We start from the raw sequence: 18,314 nt of genomic DNA on the forward strand, positions 1-18,314 counted from the left end.
AACAAAAAAAAGGCTTATTATGCAGAACAATAACATCCCGACACTTCCTCAACACGACTCAACACCCGAAAAACAACAACGTGAGTTTCAACTCGCTTTAGCCAAAACTAAATACAATTATATGACTTCTTACTTAGAAGGTGTTCCTCTTTCTGCCGACGTACCACAAGGAGAAGAGTTTTCATTACGATATAAAGAAAGTGTTATATCAGTATTTATTCAACTTGCTGAAAACTTTAAAAACAACGTTATAAGGTTATTAGAAAAAGAGCTTTGTGATGATATTGATAGTGACATTTTCAAAGATATTAGCGAGAGTTACCAAACCTTAGAAAGTAAATTAAGTGCGCTTCACCCTAAAAAAGACATTAAGTACATTAAAGACTTTATTCATAGCTTGAGTCAGCTGCCGACAGCTATTGAAGATGCCCTCAATATTCCTAAAGATATTATTAAAATGTTAAAAGGAATTGATCAAGTTATTGAGGAGGTAAAAAAGGAAGGGCCTACGGCTCTACTTAAATCGACACTATATGACTTATTAAATAACGATGGCAAACGTGATTACCTGCAAGCCAATTCGTTAGAAGACTACCAAGCACTCTATGCCTCGTTAGATACCCCTCCTCTAACAGTGTCAATAAAAAGTAAACCATGGATGGAAAAAGAAAAAGCCCTTTATGATCAAGACTGGTACTTTGGTTATTTGCAAACTGCTGGCTTTAATACCACTAACTTAATTGCCGTAAGCGCTAGCGATACAAGTGATATGACTATTTCATTGAGTCAATTACTGCAAAAAATGCCAGTTACTGATCACATATTACAGTCTGTGTTAGCAGACAATAATGTTAGTTTACAAACGGCAGTAGCCCAGAATCGGCTTTACGTTTGTGATTACACAATGTTAGAGGGTAAACAAAGTAATGAGTTACACGGAAAACAGCGTTACGTAGCCGCACCTATCGCCTTATTTTACTCAACGGATAAAACTGCTAACGGTTTTCCTGATACAGGTAGTTACCTGCGCCCAATTGCCATTCAATTAGCACAACAATATAACCCAGACACGGCTCCTATATTTACCCCAAATAACTGCTCAGGCGCAAATGATGGTAATGGACTAAAATGGCAAGTAGCTAAAGCTATTGTGAATATTTGCAGTGCAATACAACATGAAAATGTTGCACATTTAGGGGCTTGCCACCTTATTATGGATACAATAATTATTGCCGCACATAGGCAGCTTTCAGAAAAACACCCTATTTTAAAGCTTTTAATTCCGCATTTTCGCTTTACATTAAACATTAACAATGATGCCCTACACAGTTTAGTTATTCCGGGTGGTGTTACCGCCTGTGACGTAGGGTTAACGACAGGCTCCTCTTTTGAAATGATTGCAGAGGCTAGAAGTGCTTGGCGTTGGGATGAGCAGAGCCCTGAACAGTTATTTAAAGCACGCGGTGTTAATACTGAGTCATTACCAGTTTTTGAGTTTCGCGATGACACCATATTGTTATGGCAAGCCATTAAGACGTTCGTTAGAAATTATTTATCTATTTATTATAATAATGACAATGATGCCGTCGCTAATGATGAAGAATTACAAGGCTTTATCTTTGAGTTAACCTCAACAAAATATGCTGATTTTAAAGGCTTAGATGGATTAGTATCAACAGGAAATAGCGAACGTCCCTATAAAATAGATAGTTTTGACTACCTTGTAGAGCTTATCGCACATATTATCTATATTGCTGGACCTCAGCATGCCGCAGTAAATTATGCTCAGTATCCTTTAATGTCTTTTGCTCCTAGCGTAACGGGTTGTCTTTATCATGAACCTCCAGGAACCAACACGGTTATCAATACCATTGAAGATACTTTAACTTGGTGCCCTCCATTAGATATTGCTTTATATACACTATCTTTTGAGTACTTACTTAGCGGTGTACAATACGATGTTTTTGGCAAATATAGTCAAGACCCACGTATTGCCTACTTTAACGATCCTCAGGTGGAAGAAGTGCTGATTGACTTCCAGTGCCAATTAGCGCAAATAGAAGTAGAAATACATCAGCGTAATAAGTTAAGAGCGATACCTTATACTTTCCAATTGCCGTCAATGATTCCAAACAGCACAAGTATTTAAGTAAATAAAAACGGTACTTAGCGCTCTACGCTTAAGTACCGTAAATAACTAACCTGTTCTCGTTTTTATACGTTATGAAGGTGAAGCAAAGTAGTATGAGTTTCGCCCACTTTGTTTTGCTTTATATAAAGCGACATCGGCAGACTTCACCAGCATAGAGGGCTCTAATCCAGGTAAGCTGGTCATAGTAGATATCCCCATACTAATCGTTATATAGGGTGCCGTTGTTGAAAAGGCATGAAGAATATTCAAACTGCGTATCTTATCTTGGCAACGCCGTGCAATGTTTTCAATTGACTCATGATCTGTGTTTGTCATTAAAATAACAAATTCTTCACCACCATAACGTGCAACTAAATCATTTTTACGTGTAACGACTTCACTTAAAGCTTGTGCAACTAATTTAATGCACTTGTCCCCTTCTGGATGACCATAATTATCGTTATAGGCTTTGAAGTAATCAATATCAATCATAATTAGTGACAGTGATCCACCTTCGCGAGAGCTTCTCGACCATTCTTGCTCTAACCTAAGATCAAACTCACGACGGTTAAAAATTCCCGTAAGTCCGTCTTTAATCGCTAGCAATTGTAGCTCTTCTGTACGTTGTGCTACTTTATCTTCGAGTATTTCATAATGACGAGCATTAATTAACGATACTGCAGCTTGTGCAGCAATAAGTTCTACCGTATCTTTATGTTTAGCGGTAAACGCTTGTTCCGTGACATTGTTCTCTAAATAAACAATGGCAACAAGTCGGCCTTGACCTGTAATAGGTAAACACATCAATGATTTAGGTTGATTCAACTGTAAATAGCGATTACTGGAAAAGCGTGAGTCTTCTTTAGGGTTGTCCAGTATTAATGTCTCCAATGTTTTTTGCGTATAACGTATTAAAGTGTCTGGTAATAATGGGTTACCTTGGGCTTCAAGCTCATCAAGGTTCATATTATAAAACTGGCTATGAATAGCAGCAGCGTGATCACTAATACGGCCAACAATCTCTACCGTTAGTTGCCCATCTCCATAAACAATAATCGCCCCTTGCTGTGCTCCGGCATTTTCCATTAACACTGTCATCATTTTTTCTAGTAATGAGTTAACATGGATTTCTTCTGATAAAAGTTGGTTAGCTTTCAAAAGCGAATGCAAGTCTAACGAATTCATTTGCTCTACCGCTTTACTTGCGTTTGTTGATATTGCACTTCCCTTTGGTAAGTTCACAATATTAGCTGAGTCAAAGCTTTGCTCTGGCCAACGCTCATTAATTTGCTGACACTTGGCAAGCGCTCCCCAGCGAGAATACAAATAAAAAGCATCTTTCATACAGCTAAGTGCAAGCCGTTTTTGGCCTAACGAAAATAAATATTTAGCGTAGCATTCACTGGCTAACGCTTCATTATTAATAAAGCCAGCTTCGTTAGCTGCATTAATGGCTTGCGCATAAAAGTCCATTGCAATAACGGCTAAGCCCTCAACACGAGCTACCTCTGCGCTAAGCAATAAATGTTTATGTAAATAATTTTTAGGACTATCAACTGACCATACTTTAAAGCGCTCGGTAATTTCTTTGGCCTTATCTAACAACACTTCTGCATCATCATGATTGAGTAAAATCAATGCTTGATAAAATAATCCTTCAACCATACTAGGGCTATCAGGAAGAAACATTCCGACAATATCAATATTCTCCAGTGCCTTATTCTGTAACGCTTTATCGTCAATAATAAAGGCATGACGAATAATTGCGCCGGTATAAAAGGCTAAATCCATTGAGGGTGTATTAGCTTTATCACCAAAAAACTGGGTAACATTAAAGTCATCACTATCAAAAGAGTTTATTGAATGTGTTTTACCTTGCAGCGCCAATAACGCTTGATATGTCCCCACTAGTACATAATTCTCAGTCGCTGGCTGCTGCTTTTTACGTAAAAAGGCCAAGCCTTGTTCAATGTCTTCTTGTAATTCATTCAGAGGAACACCCGCAATAAATTTATTACAGGACTTAAAAAGCACGCTATATCCAGAATAAACAAAGTTTATACCCTCTTGCCCCCAAGAAATAACTTGCTCTAAAAATGGATAAGAATTTTCAATAGCTTCACACCAATGCAAATAACTTGATGAAAAGTAACCATAGATCATAGATCTGTGATATTTGCTTTCCCACAAGTCTGAAACACTCTTTGCTAATTTACTCATCTGATAACAAGCGGGATACACTTCTCCCATCATTGACATAACTGTCGCATAAGATGCGTAACCAATGGAGCTTAACTGACATTGACCGTACTTAAGTGACAGTATGACCATTTGACAGGCATTGACAGCATAGGATCTTGTTCGACCCGATAAATATGTCGCCATCGTCATCGCATTGTGCAATTCCATTCGTAACAAGTGCTGTTTGTTAGTCATTTTTTCTGCGGTGAGTATGTCTTGCTCAGAGCATTGAGCTAGTAATTCTTGAGTAGCAATAAAGGTATCTTTCAATTGAGCTTGAGCTACGTCTTCATTTTCTGGAAAGTCTATCTTGAGTATTGCTAAACCGCCGACGAGTAAAGAAATAGCGTCTTGAAACTCCCCCATAGACTGGCACTGCTCGGTTCTTAACAAAATTAATGCTATTTTTTCTTCCTGTGTAGAAACATGAACAATAGTTTGCTCGTATAAAGTTTTAGCTGCCGCTACATTACCAGCCAAGAACTCAACATCAATTAATGCTTTATATATTGAAAAGGTTTGCTCAGCTTCATATTGCCAACTATTAACAGGTAATAACTCAGTAGCTTTACGTAAGTAGGCAACAGCACTTGCATAGGTGGCGGCTCCCTTACTTTTTAAACCCGCTCTATAGTTAAGGGTAGCTAACTGTCTTAACTCATCAACATCATCAATCAGCGCAACACTACCATTGAGCAAGTTAAGTAAAGTAAAAAGGTTAGTTTCAATTTCATCTTCGGTTGAGTCTGCTAACCAGTGACGACCAATATGCAATAACAGTTCATCCCGACCAGCTTCTGGCGTCAGCAAATAAGCAGCTTGCTGCACTCGGTCATGCAAGAATCGGTATTGCGATTTAATTAAGCTACTCTCGTCATCAATATGCTGATAATGCTCATCAAGCGGAATAATAAAGCCAGCTTCAAGTAGTGGCCATAATATTTTTGCTGTGTTATTAGTGTTATATTGGCACGCAGACAAGAGCTGTTTAAAACTAAACCTATGCCCTAAGTGGGCAGCAATAGAGGCAAGTAATTGTGATTTATTATCAAGCTGTTGTAAGCGCATAATCATTAATTCAACAACGTTATCAGTCATATCCCGTTGTTGAATTTGCTCAATATCCCACCACCATTTACCATGCTGATGCTGGTAACTAATGTCTCCTTCCTGATAAAGCGCTAATAAGAATTGATTGAGAAAAAATGGGTTACCTTGGGTTTTATCTAAGCATATTCTAGCTAATGTTTTAGCGTCACTCAGTGAGCAATGTAAGGTATCGGTTAATAACCGCTGTATATGCTGTAGTTTAAGCGGTGTTAAACTCACTTGTATTAACGCATCATTTTTGCTCATGTTACTTAATGCGGTCATTAATGGGTGAGATTCATCAACCTCATTATCGCGATAGGCACCGACAACATAAAGACCAGTAGGATTAGAGTCAGTAACTTCTTGCTGCAACAACTTGAGCGTTGGCATATCTACCCATTGCAAGTCATCTAAAAAGATAACCAAGGGTTGTTCACTTGAGTATAATGCGCCAACAAAATCAGTAAACACCATATTCAATCGTAATTCAGCTTCAGCAGGCGGTAATTGAATTAAAGGAGGAGCGCTACCAATAATAAGCTCTAAAGACGGTAGTAACTCGGTAATGATGGCAGCATTATCACCTAATACTAATTGCAGCTTGTTACGCCAGTTAAATTGACTCTCTTTACTTTCGCTTAATATTTTTTGCAAAAATTGCTGCAATGCATCAATCAGAACAAAGAATGGCTGACCGCTATTGTATTGATCGCATTTGCCGGAAATAAAAACGCCTTCATTGGCAATAATGCTTTTTTGTAACTCATGTACCAATGCCGACTTACCAATACCGGAGTAACCACTTACCATAGCTAACTCTGCACGTTTAATACATGAGCGCTGGTACCCCTCTAAGATAATAGATAATTCTTTATCTCGACCATATAACTTAGGCGAAATGTGAAAGTGTAATGAAATGTCTGATTGAGCCAAAGTGAACAACTCTATCATGTCATTCTTTTGCCATTGTTGATAACACTGGTGTAAATCAACCTGTAACCCACGAGCACTCTGATAACGATTTTCAGGTGACTTTGCCATTAATTTAGCAACTATTGCCGACAGCACCTCTGGAATAGTTTGATCAACCTCACTTAATGGCTCAGCTATACGAGCAATATGGCAATGTAATAAAGTCATAACATTATCTGACTTAAAAGGAACTTTGCCGCTAAACAAGTGATAAAGGGTAATTCCTAATGAGTAAAAATCACTTCGGTAATCAACCTTTAAATTAGTACGCCCCGTTTGCTCTGGAGAAAGATAAGCAAAATCCCCGTGTACGTTATTATGATTTAGCGGTACTTGCCTGTAACTGAGGCGTATTGCTTTAGAAAAATCGCATAACTTAATTTTAAAGCTATCAATATCAACTAAAATATTTGCTGGAGTAATATCTCTATGAATTAATTTATGTCGATGAATATCACCAAGCGCAGAAGCCAGCTGACAAGCAATATGCAAACGCTGGGTAAAGGTTAGCTGATTTTTTTCTATCAGGCTGGCAAGGGTTTCAGATGAAAAGTCTTCGAGTAGTAAAGCATTACTATTTTTGTGTTTTACCAATCCGTAGGCTTTAACCACCCAATCAGAGCTTATCGACTGTAAAATGTTATATTCATTCTTCCAACAAGCGTCTAACGCAATAGAGGGGTAATCGGTATTTTGGTACTTAAGAATTGCGGTATTGCTACTCAAGCTTTCATCATCATTGATCACTTGTGCTACAACTATATTTTCATCAGAAGATATAATCTTCTTGATAGTAGAATTCGATAAATTCATTGAGTATCTTACCTGCGTATTACAACCCCTCTAAAATAGTTTTATATGCTGCTAACAAAGCTCAGAAGCTCACAATGCTAGCGCAGTATGTACTATTATTAATTTAGAGACTTAACATCAATTAAAAAGATAGCCCATTATTGAGAGTTTCATCACCTTTAAAGTCAATTAATTTGAATTTTATGAGATAAGTACTTCAATAAAGAGCATAGCTTAAGAGTATAGAGCAGTTACTTTTTAAAAATAAGTATTCATTAGAATATTATGAAAATAGATAGTAGGGCTAGTTATCAATTTCGTAAGGTATTGGTGACTAGCCTTAATATGTCTTGAGTGAAGAATAGAAAATAGGAAGTTTTATGGGCTTGACGCTAACACGTTAAACCCATTAAGGACTAGAAATAATAACAAAACTACTGAGCTGCAATATGAAGTAACTCAAGTACGTTACTTTAAGCCACCAGACTTTTGCGCCTGGCGAGCATCTGCTAGTTCAGCTTGCTTTCTGACTTGATCTTTTTTCTCAACTAGCGCTCTACCACCTGCAATATAGCCTCGTTCAAATTCTTTTCTCAATTCAAATGGGCATATTTGATTATCAGGCAAGCCCGACTCAGCTCTATCAAAACCTTTTTCGTATGTGCAATACTCAACAATACCTTTGGTGTAACCATCAAGGTAATTAGACTTCGCTGTTTCTGTTAAGGCTGACTGACACTGCTCTTCATAACGGTTAAATGTTCGTACAGATTTACCTGATAAAGCGACTTCATAACCAACAGTATTCCAGTCATTAGTACAATCTATTGTTGTTTGTGTAGTTTCAGTTGTTGACTGACATGCGCTTAAAGAAAGGGCAGCGATAATAGCCACAATTATTTTTTTCATTTTTATTTCCCTAATATTTTATTAATTTATATTGGTGACCTTTAATACTTAACCTAAATCGTAAGTCTAACTCGTTGTTTTACTCTCTGTACGAATAATGCTTTTAATGATTTGCATTTGTTCTGGTAAATAATGAAGATCTGGAAAACGACCATAAGCTTTTTGCAATACGGACAATGCAGCCTGATGCTCTTGTTTGTCTAAATACAGCTGGGCCTTACCTAGTAATGCTTGTTTCGCTTTGGCAGGTAATACTTCTGCTCGATTAAATAATAATTCTGCAATAATAAAGTCTTCTCGCTCTACAGAAAAGAATGCAAAATTAATTAAGGCATCACCATTAGTAGGGTCTTTCTCAAGCGCTGTTTGGTAATAATTTTTAGCCTTTTGATATTGTTTGTTTTGGTTCGCAATTGTCGCCTTATGATTAAAATAGATACTTTGCTCATTAACACTCATTTTATTCACTTTATCAGCCAAATTAACAAGTAGTTTATCGGCTTGTTGCCACATTTTCGCCTGCTTCAACCAAATAAGGTATTCATTTAACATTACCATATCTAATGCAGACTTATCTAAGTGCTGACTTATCAATACTAAAGCACGATCATAGCTGTGCATTTGTAAGTGCAGTTGAGCCGCTGTTTTAAGGTTATTGCCTGTATCATCACCCAGCAAAATAGCCATTTCAATACTCGCAAGCGCTTGCTTCATATTATTAGAGTCTATCGCTAAAACAGCCTGATTAAGCCAAAGCTCTTTATCTGCAGGATTTTTTTCGATTAACTGCGCAAGTAACGCTTGGGCTGACTCATACATTTTGGCTTCAGACAACGCAGTTAATAATCCCTGCTGCCATTGTACTTCTTCAGGCTGTAATGTCATCGCTTGCTGGTACGAAGTAATGGCACTAAATGCGCCATACAGTTTTAAATTTAAATAGGCTAGCTGACCATGCACCATGGCATCATTTGAACCTAAAGCAATCGCTTCAGAAAAGTAATGGCGTGCTAATTTATATTGCTCTTGAATAAGGTAAAGTTGCCCTAAATCACGATGTACACGCACTAGCTGTGGTTTACGTGATAAAACCGCTAAAAAAGTTTTCTCTGCTTTTGCAAATTGCTTTAACGAAAAATAAATTTGAGCTTTCAAGGTTAGCATTGCAGGGCTTAACTCAAGATCATAATAACCTTCAAGCTCTTTAAGTACCTCTGCCTCTTGCCCGTTATCTAACAAGGTTTTTAAACGCTCTGCCGTTTCATATTCTTCAGGGGCGATTGTCGCTTCTCGTTCGCTATAAGGACCGCTAAAGGCGGGTAAAACAAAGGTAGGTTTAGCTAAGGTTATTTTTAAATCGCTTATATTACTACTTGCCATAGTGTTCGTTGTAAAAACGATGCTAAGCAATGAGATAGATATAAATAGCTTGTGTGTTATGTTCAACATATTAACTACCTAGAATAATTAAAGTTAATGGTGTAAAGATACAACGCTTGCACTGGCTTGCCATTTTTTTTCGGGATAGAAAAACGAACATGCTCTATCCAAGTTCTTATCGTTTCAACCATTTCAGGATAAACAGGGTCAACAATTTTCTTAATGTGAGCAATACCTTTTTGATCAATCACAATTTCGACAACCGTTGGTATTCGAGTAATGCCACGTTTAATAATTGACCATGGGGGTTGTATATAACGCGATGAAATAATTTTAGGTAACTCATCTAAGCTTTTCACCTCAACTAAACCAAAATCAACAGAAATCGTTTTCGTTAAATCTAAAGAGCTAACATCAAACTTTGGCAGCGCTACTTTAGCGACTTTTAGTGTCGCTATTTTCGGTTTTTTAGCATAATCAATCGTAGGTCCTGCCCCCATACTTGTTAGGTCAATACTCGGGGTGCTGGCTTCAGTTTTTGTTTGCTCCATTTCAACTGGCGGAGGAGGTGGCGGTAAAGGTAGAGCAACTTCAACCTGTCTTACGGTCACTGTTTCTTCTTGCTCAAAGTCGTTACTTTGCATATAAACCATCATCATCACTAAAGCAGCAACTAGCAGTACACTGAACAGCCACGGTAAAACTTTAAGCAATAACCTACTGAGCTTTTCGCTTTTATTTGCTGCGTTATTAGTTTCCATCGTGCTACTCATTTACCGTAGCAATACTGACATTTTTAATGCCCGCAAGTTTTGCTTGATCAATAACCTGCACCAATAAGTCAGTTGGAACCGTTTTATCTGCCTGAATAACCAAGGGCTTTACTTTTGTTCTAATCGCTTGTGTAATTGTAGAGCGAACCCCTTTGACACCAATATTGTTACTTGCATAAACCACTTCACCATTAGCACTAATTGCAATCATTAAAACCGACTTTTGCAATTGCTTAGTCGAAACGGCTGTTGGTTTATCAACATCAATCCCCGTTTCTTTAACAAATACCGTGGTGACAATAAAAAAGATTAACAAAATAAACACAACATCTAACAATGGCGCTAAATCTAACTCTTGCCCTTTGGCTTCTTCCATTTTGCTTTCAATAAATGATTTCATTAGTTCAACGCCGCCCAGCGATTCATTTTTGCGTGTAAATAAGACAACATCAACAGCCCCGGTATCACCATAATTAACCCAAGTTGCGTGGTGAACATTGCTTCAGCTATACCACCACTGATAACTTCTTGGATATTAAAACCGTTTTCTTGTGACATTCTAAAAAAAGTCGCTAACAAGCCCATTATCGTGCCTAGCAACCCTAACAAAGGTAAAGAAGCCAGTGTAGTTTTGATACAAGTAACCCAATACTGCGTTCGTTTATACCAAATACTACTGGCCTTATTAATGAAGCACAGCTCAATTAATAGGCCGTAACAGAACATTGCTACCGCCAAAATAGCCCAAATAACCGCACTGTCTAGTAAGAATAAATAATCAGCAAGCATCTACCCTACTCCTTGTTAATAACCCCATTATGCAAAATCAATTTTACTTAATTTAATCGCATTGGTTTCTAATTTTGCGGTATAGCTTTTGGTTCTTCGACTTAATAACGCACTAATAATGAGTGATGGAATAGCAACGATAAGTCCTAATTCAGTCGTAATTAATGCTTCAGATATACCACCTGAAACGGTAGAAGCATCGCCCGTACCAAAAATAGTCATCATCATAAATGTGCTGATCATGCCAGATACGGTACCCAGTAAACCTAATAACGGTGCAATAGCAGCACTGGTTGCAACAGCACCAATAAAACGCTCTACTTTATGCTTATATTCCATTAGGTATGCCACAAGTAAATCATCTCGTTCTTGCGAAATAGGCGTTTTATAAGCAATATCGAATAACTTTTGTTGAGCACCTTTGCTTGATAATGCCAAGGCAGATAAGTTTTCTTGTAGGCGGGCATGAGAGATATCATCACTGGCATCATATTCATTGATCAATGATTTGATTTTATCAATTAAAGACATATCAATTTTAGGTAACCTTATCAATTGAACGCCTTTAATAATCGACACTATGAACGACAATAAACCAAAGAATAAAATAGGTAGCGCCCAAACACCGCCTTTTTCTATGTGCCCTAATACACCTTCTTCTTTTTCTAGTAACTTGTAAGCATTACCTAAGGTAGGATCAAAGGTTAATAAACCCGCCCCAGAAGATTGAATAGAACCAAGTTCTTCAATAGCTTGCTCATTAAATATATTAGCTAGCACTCGCGGTTCGCTTGCAATAGCTCGTGAAATTGGGCCACCGGTTAATGCCTTAGTATCATAAGCAACCTCAACAGGCCCAAGTGTTAAACTCATTACTTTTTCAACCGCCCCTGCGCCGCTAATAACCTGCTGTTCTTGCCACGCTGGCATAAGTTTGGCTTTTAATTGCGCTGACATTACGGCGAGTGCCTTAATATCAACAACCGGTTCACCGTTTTTTTGATTTAGTTTATCAAGCGCTAAATTAGAGCTTTCTGCAAAACTGGTCAGTAGTTGCTTTTGATAATTACTTTGAGTTGACCACTGATTAACGCGTTTTTCTAGCTGTGCCACACTCATTAATTGCTCATCTGCAATACGCTGTAAAACAGCAGCTTTCTCACGCAAAGCTTTAACATCATGTTGACGAACAGCTATTTTTTTAGCCAGCGATGTCGCTTTTTTATTTATGCTGTTTTGAGTCGTATCTAATGATTTTTTAGCGATTGTAATACGCTCAACTAACTCCTTCGAAAGATTGTCGTCGGCGTAGCTTGAGTAACTAAAAAGCAGTCCTGATACTGTAAAAACACGAATAAGCTTACTGCGGTTTATTTTATTAAACATTAGCTTACATCCTTTTCTTTTAGCACTTTCACAGGTAATTTAATAAATTCTGCTGAGGTAGGGTTTTCTAAAATATACTTAACCTCTAATAAGTCTTGGGCATTTAATATTCTGCCAAGCTCCGTTGAAGCTGCTTGATTGTGCCACCATTGCCATTGCATCTGATTAGCTCGACCGTAACCGTAATGCAGACCGTCATCACTAACATACCAACCTTGCGATAACCCTAAGTATATTTGAGTAACCAGTAAATTTTGCGCCTCCCCATTAGCAAGCGGTACTTCCATTGATGTGCGGTTTAAAGCGACTTGCTCATCAAACTCATTCGCTAACTTGTATAACGTTAAAATCCGCTCAAGCTTTTCACTGTCGGTTGCGCCAGATTGTGTTAATAACAAAAGCTTTTCTTGCCATTTTTTTTGTAACGGAGGTGGTAAACGATTGATAAATGAGCGACTAAATAAAGTCGCTTGTTGAATGCTTTCTTTAACTTCTCGCTGCTCTTGCTCTAATAGGCTTTGTTGTTCACTTAATTCAAAACGACGCTTATCCACATCACTTTTTTCGGTATCTGTTTTTTTTAATAAACTTTCAAGCGTCGACTTTTCTGAGCCTAATAAGCTATAGGTTTGCTTTAGCTGTTGCTCTCGAGTATTCCAGTCAAGTTGCAACTTTCCTTTTTGACTTTCAATGGTTAACCATTGCTCCATGAGCTTATTTAAACTTTGAGGCTCAGCAGACATCACCGAAAAAGAAAGCAGTCCAATTGATAAAACGCAACCTAAAATCTTCATTGTATATCCTGTAATTCAGTAAGCTTATTTAAATCCTTTAGCACTTATGGAAAGAATATTGAATAACTAAAAGCACCTGACAGCGCTGTCATATTTAAAGACTAATAGAATCAATACGGATTTCTTTCTTAATCTGGAAGTTATATTAAAGACATTATCTAGAAGTAATAAAATTAATCTTCTTATTTATTATAATGATATATGTAACCAAAAAGCTAAACAGAACAAAAAACAAACATTACATTAACATATAATTTTTAATTTAGTAGACAATAAATCAACAAAAAGCAAAAAAATATTTAATTAAATATTGAAAAAGCAATGATGTTCATAAGTGACACAACCTTTAAAGTTGCTTTATTTTTGTACGTATATCTAAATAACGTTGTTGTTCGCACGAAGCAAAGCCTGACAACTGTTTCACTTTATTTCGGCCAAACAGTGGCTCGGTCATACCCGCTAAAAATCGGCAATAGCTTGATAATGAAAGCGGCTGTGAAGTTTTACCTGCTAAACAGCTAGCAAGCGCTTGCATTGAGTTTTTCAACGTTTCATCACTTGGCCAAGGCTTTTTAGCTTGTGAATAGTGCAATTTAGCAACCTGACCTCGACAGACACTACAATGCCCACAACCTTGACTATTAAGTTGCTCCCCCTCAAAAACATTATCATCAAAATAGCGTGATAAATTCATACTTAAGCAAGTATCTAACTCAAAAAAACGAATTAACGCGGCAATGCGTTTTATTTCTTTGTCTTCTTTATCTTTAAAATATGCAGTGAGCTCTTGGCTTAAACTAGGGTTAGCTAATTCATGCTGATTTACTTTAAATACTTCAGTCATGCCTTTGGTTTCAAGTACAATTAATTGTTGCTCTTGCAAATACTCTAACGCGGCAATAACGCGGTTTCGCTCGATTGATTGGTCTTTTAATAAATCATCAAAATTAAGGCTACCCCACACTTTTTTAAAATCAGTAGCGTTAAAAATACGCGTTAAAAACTCTTGCCGTTGTGGGTTAAACAAATTAAGAATGTCAGCTTTGGGTTGCAGTAATTTAATCTTAAAATCAGCGAAGTAGGCATAACGTGGTTCAATAACACCGCACAGCTCTAATTGCACCAGTAATGTTTTTAAAGGTAATTGTTTGATGTTAGCACTATTTGACAACGGCAATAATTGCAACTCCCACTTGCTTTCATAAGTATTACTCACCGTTTCTGCTTTAATGGCATCAAGCACTACCTCAATACTGTTTTGCTCAGGGGTATCGCCATAAACAAAGTTCTCAACGGTATGTAAACCATCTAAATTAGCTAAGGTAATACAGTGCGATAGCTTACCATCTCGCCCTGCTCTGCCTATTTCTTGGCTGTAGTTTTCAATAGATTTAGGTAAGTCGTAATGAATAACAAAGCGAATATCACTTTTATCAATACCCATGCCAAAAGCAATAGTTGCGACAATGACCTGAATATTACCTAACATAAAATCTTGCTGTATTTGTGCGCGGGTATCACTATCAAAACCTGCGTGATAAGCACAAGCATTGATACCTTGTTGCTGTAAATACTGAGCAACCACTTCAGCACTATGTTGCAAAGTAACATACACTATACCCGCACCTTGCTGACTTTTAACTAACTGTTCAAGTGTATTATTTTTTTGAGCTGACGACACCGACACAACACTAAGATCAAGGTTAGCTCGGTAAAAGCCGGTTTGCACTATATGCTCTGGTTGTATGGCAAACTTATTAGCCATATCCAATTTTACTTTTTTAGTTGCTGTTGCGGTTAGTAACAACACCAAAGGAATGTTAAGTGCTTTACAGTAACTAGGTAACTTCAAATAATCCGGTCTGAAATTATGCCCCCACTCTGAAATACAATGAGCTTCATCAACCACCAACATCGACACGGGAACCGATTCAATAAACTGTCTAAAACGTTCATTTTTGAAACGCTCTACAGAAACCATTAATACTTTTATGCTACCGTCACGTACACTTGCCATAACCTCTTGGGCTTCACTACCCTTTAAGGTTGAATCAATACTCGCGGCTTTAATACCTTTTTTTTCCAAAAAGGCCAATTGATCTTTAATAAGCGCTAATAACGGCGAAACCACTAAGGTTAAATGAGGTAATTGCAAAGCAGTTAATTGATAACATAAACTTTTACCTGATCCGGTAGGGAAAATAGCCAGTGACGATTGCCCGTTTAATAACTGCGTTATAGTTTGCTCTTGACCCGGGCGAAAGTGGCTAAAACCAAAATATTGTTGTAATAACGAGGTTAACGGTATCGCTGAATTATTTTGGCTTACTTGGTTTGTTTGATGTTCTTGCGGGTTGTGTTGAGAAGAAGAAGAGTCAGTCATGGTAATATGCACCGAAATGCTATCAGCTAATTAAGTGGCATTATCATACCCTGCTTACGTTAAAAATTCTCAGCTCTGTTCATCTGATAACTTTCGCTAGCCTTATGCTTAAAAAAGCCATAAAAAAACCTTGTGAAAAATCACAAGGCTTCAACTTTTTTATCTAGCATATTCGTTAATTTTATTAATTATTATGCTTAAATAGCTATCTACTTATTTGCTAAAACGGCGTCCAGCAAAGCCTAATAAACCTAGCGCTAAAATAGCTAAAGTAGTTGGCTCAGAAACAGGGGTAGGTGTAGTACCGACACCAATACCACCCACATTTGCTAAATTTTCACCTGAGATATCAAATGAATAGAATGACGTTCTACCATTAAAGTTGTTTTGGTTCGACATAGTCCACTCACCCGTAACCAAATCACCTGATAAAAAATCACTATTAAACTGAGTAAGTACCGCAGTATAAGAGCCTGCATTTAGTACTAATGAAATATAAGAATCCCATGCATTACCACTTGATGCAGAAACAACAGTTGAGCTATCATCATCACTTTGCAATAAAGTACTCGCCGCATCAAAAATGAATAACTGCGGATCAAAACCGCCGTCCGCAACAGTAGTACCAGCAGCATTAACACCACCAGCATAACTATGACTTAAAAAGCTAATAGTTGCGGTATCAGTTACGTCAAATTGAATGTAAAAACGGCTTTCATCGTTATCAAAATTACCGGTAAAAGAGTGCGCACTCATCAAGGTTGCGTTTGCTTGTGTCGCCATAAAGAACATTAGGGCAACTAATAATATTTTTTTCATTGTATTAAATCCATTAATAAGTTGTGTCTAAACCGTTGAATTACGGTAAAAAATAAAAAGCAAAAAACAAGCCAATTAAAATAAACAAATAAAAACAAAGGGTTAAGAAACAACGTATGCGATAAAATAAATATATGTAAAAATAATAGACACTTACAGAAGTTTTGAGGTTCTCTTAAGTACCACAAAAAGTATGATAATTAATATCTCCATCAGCAGGGGCATCTTGATAGTTGACTGTTTCGACTAAATTCACATAAGGCTGACGTAATACGGCTAAAAACTGCTGTAACGCTGTCAAGTTGCCACTTTCTTGCGTTGTTTTTAATACCCGCTCAACATGATGGTTTCTAGGAATAACTAGAGGGTTACTTTTTCCCATCAAGACTTTGGCACCAGCAATATCATCGCCAATACGTGCGTACCAGCGAGCAGTCCAACTGAGCCAATCATCGGTGTCGGCACTTTCATCAGCGGTATCTTTTTTGTGGAGTAACTCATTAACATTTTGAGCAGTTAAATTATTATTTAAGGAGGTAAAAGTGCCCGTATAATCTCTTCCATCACGCTGCATCAATTCAAGTAAGTCATTAATGAGCGTAACATCACTCTCTTGAGGTATGGCAATACCTATTTTTTTGGCCATCATGGCTAAATAGCCTACTTTAAACTGCTCAGAAAATTGCACTAATAATGGCTCTAAAAGTGCAATAGCTTCACTATGCTCATCATCACTGTCTGTAAGTTCAGCCCCTTCGTCAACCAAGCACTTTTCAATAACAGGAATTAAACACTCAGCAAAGCGCGCCATATTCCATTGCATAATGCCAGCTTGTTTACCAAATGCATAACGGCCTCGTCTATCAATTGAGCTAAAAACTGTATCACCATGATAGTGATTCATCATAGCGCACGGGCCGTAATCTATTGTCTCTCCTGAAATGGCAGTATTATCAGTATTCATAACCCCATGAATGAAACCAACCCGTAACCAAGAGAGTACCAGTGTTAACTGTTTATTAAGTACCGCAGATACAAAGTCAACCACCTGTTTTGCACTTAGCTCTCGTTCATCAGGCTTATTATCCTGCGTAATATTTTGTGCTGGTTTTTCGGGTAAAATATCAGGAAAATGACGTTCAATGGCGTAACGGGTTAACTGAATGAGTGAAGCTGTATCTCTGCGGGCAGAAAAATACTGAAAAGTGCCGACCCGAATATGGCTTGCAGCAACCCGAGTAACTACCGCACCTGGTAATGGTTGCTCTCGATAAACAGCTTCACCTGTTGCAACTACTGCCAAACAACGTGTTGTTGGTACGCCAAGCGCATGCATAGCTTCGCTCATGATAAATTCACGCAATGCTGGGCCTAAAGCACAACGCCCATCACCTTGTCTTGAGAAAGCGCTCACACCAGAGCCTTTCAATTGAATATCCCATTGCTTACCCTTGGTATCAGTAATATCACCTAATAAGTGTGCCCTACCGTCTCCTAATTGTGGGTTAAACTGTCCAAACTGATGTCCTGAGTAAGCCTGTGCTACTGGCTGACTTCCCTCAACGAGTTCATTACCTGAAAAATACAATGCAAGCTGCTCATTCTCTTGCTGGGCGTCCACTTCAATAGCAAGTTGTTTTGCTAACGGCTCATTCCATAATAACAATTCAGGCTTTCGTACAGGGGTTGGTAAACTCTGCTGGGAAAAAGCACGACCTAGAGATAAATACGTATTGGAGAGTTTTAATGGCATGAAATACTCACTATAAAATGGATGTTTGGTAGGTAGAAATATTTACCAAGTTGCTCTTGTTTATTGTTTATTGTTTATTGTTTGTTGTTTGTTGATAACT

General features: G+C 37.7%; 12 protein-coding genes. 1 reads left to right on the forward strand and 11 read right to left on the reverse strand.

Features of this window, described 5'->3' with window-relative positions; genetic code table 11:
- Positions 1–19 precede the first annotated feature (19 nt).
- The gene (locus ABD005_RS00880) at positions 20–2,149 is read left to right on the forward strand and encodes a lipoxygenase family protein (RefSeq protein WP_343813814.1); all 2,130 of its coding nucleotides are present in this window, start codon (positions 20–22) and stop codon (positions 2,147–2,149) included.
- 72 nt (positions 2,150–2,221) lie between these two features.
- On the opposite strand, the gene ABD005_RS00885 is transcribed toward ABD005_RS00880, so the two are convergent.
- The 11 genes from ABD005_RS00885 to ABD005_RS00935 form a co-directional block, all read right to left on the reverse strand.
- On the reverse strand, positions 2,222–7,249 hold the full coding sequence (locus ABD005_RS00885; protein WP_343813817.1) for a diguanylate cyclase: 5,028 nt from the start codon (positions 7,247–7,249) through the stop codon (positions 2,222–2,224).
- 447 nt (positions 7,250–7,696) lie between these two features.
- Positions 7,697–8,137: a DUF2799 domain-containing protein gene (locus tag ABD005_RS00890; protein ID WP_343813820.1), complete on the reverse strand. Its 441-nt coding sequence runs from the start codon at positions 8,135–8,137 to the stop codon at positions 7,697–7,699.
- A gap of 66 nt (positions 8,138–8,203) precedes the next feature.
- A complete protein-coding gene (locus ABD005_RS00895) occupies positions 8,204–9,586 on the reverse strand; it encodes a tetratricopeptide repeat protein (protein ID WP_343813823.1) in 1,383 nt (460 codons plus the stop codon).
- A gap of 5 nt (positions 9,587–9,591) precedes the next feature.
- Positions 9,592–10,278, reverse strand: a complete 687-nt coding sequence (locus ABD005_RS00900) for a hypothetical protein (protein WP_343813826.1) — start codon at positions 10,276–10,278, stop codon at positions 9,592–9,594.
- Between the two features lie 4 nt (positions 10,279–10,282).
- Positions 10,283–10,690 carry an ExbD/TolR family protein gene (locus ABD005_RS00905; protein ID WP_343813829.1) on the reverse strand — a complete coding sequence of 136 codons (408 nt, stop codon included), beginning with the start codon at positions 10,688–10,690 and terminating at the stop codon, positions 10,283–10,285.
- Positions 10,690–11,079: a MotA/TolQ/ExbB proton channel family protein gene (locus tag ABD005_RS00910; protein WP_343813832.1), complete on the reverse strand. Its 390-nt coding sequence runs from the start codon at positions 11,077–11,079 to the stop codon at positions 10,690–10,692. The genes ABD005_RS00905 and ABD005_RS00910 overlap by 1 nt, the downstream gene beginning before the upstream one ends.
- Before the next feature lie 27 nt (positions 11,080–11,106).
- Positions 11,107–12,465: a MotA/TolQ/ExbB proton channel family protein gene (locus ABD005_RS00915; RefSeq protein ID WP_343813835.1), complete on the reverse strand. Its 1,359-nt coding sequence runs from the start codon at positions 12,463–12,465 to the stop codon at positions 11,107–11,109.
- Positions 12,465–13,259, reverse strand: coding sequence for a DUF3450 family protein (locus ABD005_RS00920; protein WP_343813838.1), 795 nt, complete (start codon positions 13,257–13,259; stop codon positions 12,465–12,467). Before ABD005_RS00920 ends, ABD005_RS00915 begins: the two co-directional genes overlap by 1 nt.
- Before the next feature lie 346 nt (positions 13,260–13,605).
- The gene (locus ABD005_RS00925; protein ID WP_343813841.1) at positions 13,606–15,642 is read right to left on the reverse strand and encodes a RecQ family ATP-dependent DNA helicase; all 2,037 of its coding nucleotides are present in this window, start codon (positions 15,640–15,642) and stop codon (positions 13,606–13,608) included.
- Between the two features lie 213 nt (positions 15,643–15,855).
- Positions 15,856–16,461 carry a DVUA0089 family protein gene (locus tag ABD005_RS00930; RefSeq protein ID WP_343813844.1) on the reverse strand — a complete coding sequence of 202 codons (606 nt, stop codon included), beginning with the start codon at positions 16,459–16,461 and terminating at the stop codon, positions 15,856–15,858.
- Positions 16,462–16,636: 175 nt separating this feature from the next.
- Entirely contained in the window at positions 16,637–18,214 is a 1,578-nt protein-coding gene (locus ABD005_RS00935) for a protein adenylyltransferase SelO (protein WP_343813847.1), read from the reverse strand.
- Between the last annotated feature and the right edge of the window lie 100 nt (positions 18,215–18,314).

The sequence above is a fragment of the Colwellia asteriadis genome, assembly GCF_039523295.1.
Taxonomy (GTDB): domain Bacteria; phylum Pseudomonadota; class Gammaproteobacteria; order Enterobacterales; family Alteromonadaceae; genus Colwellia; species Colwellia asteriadis.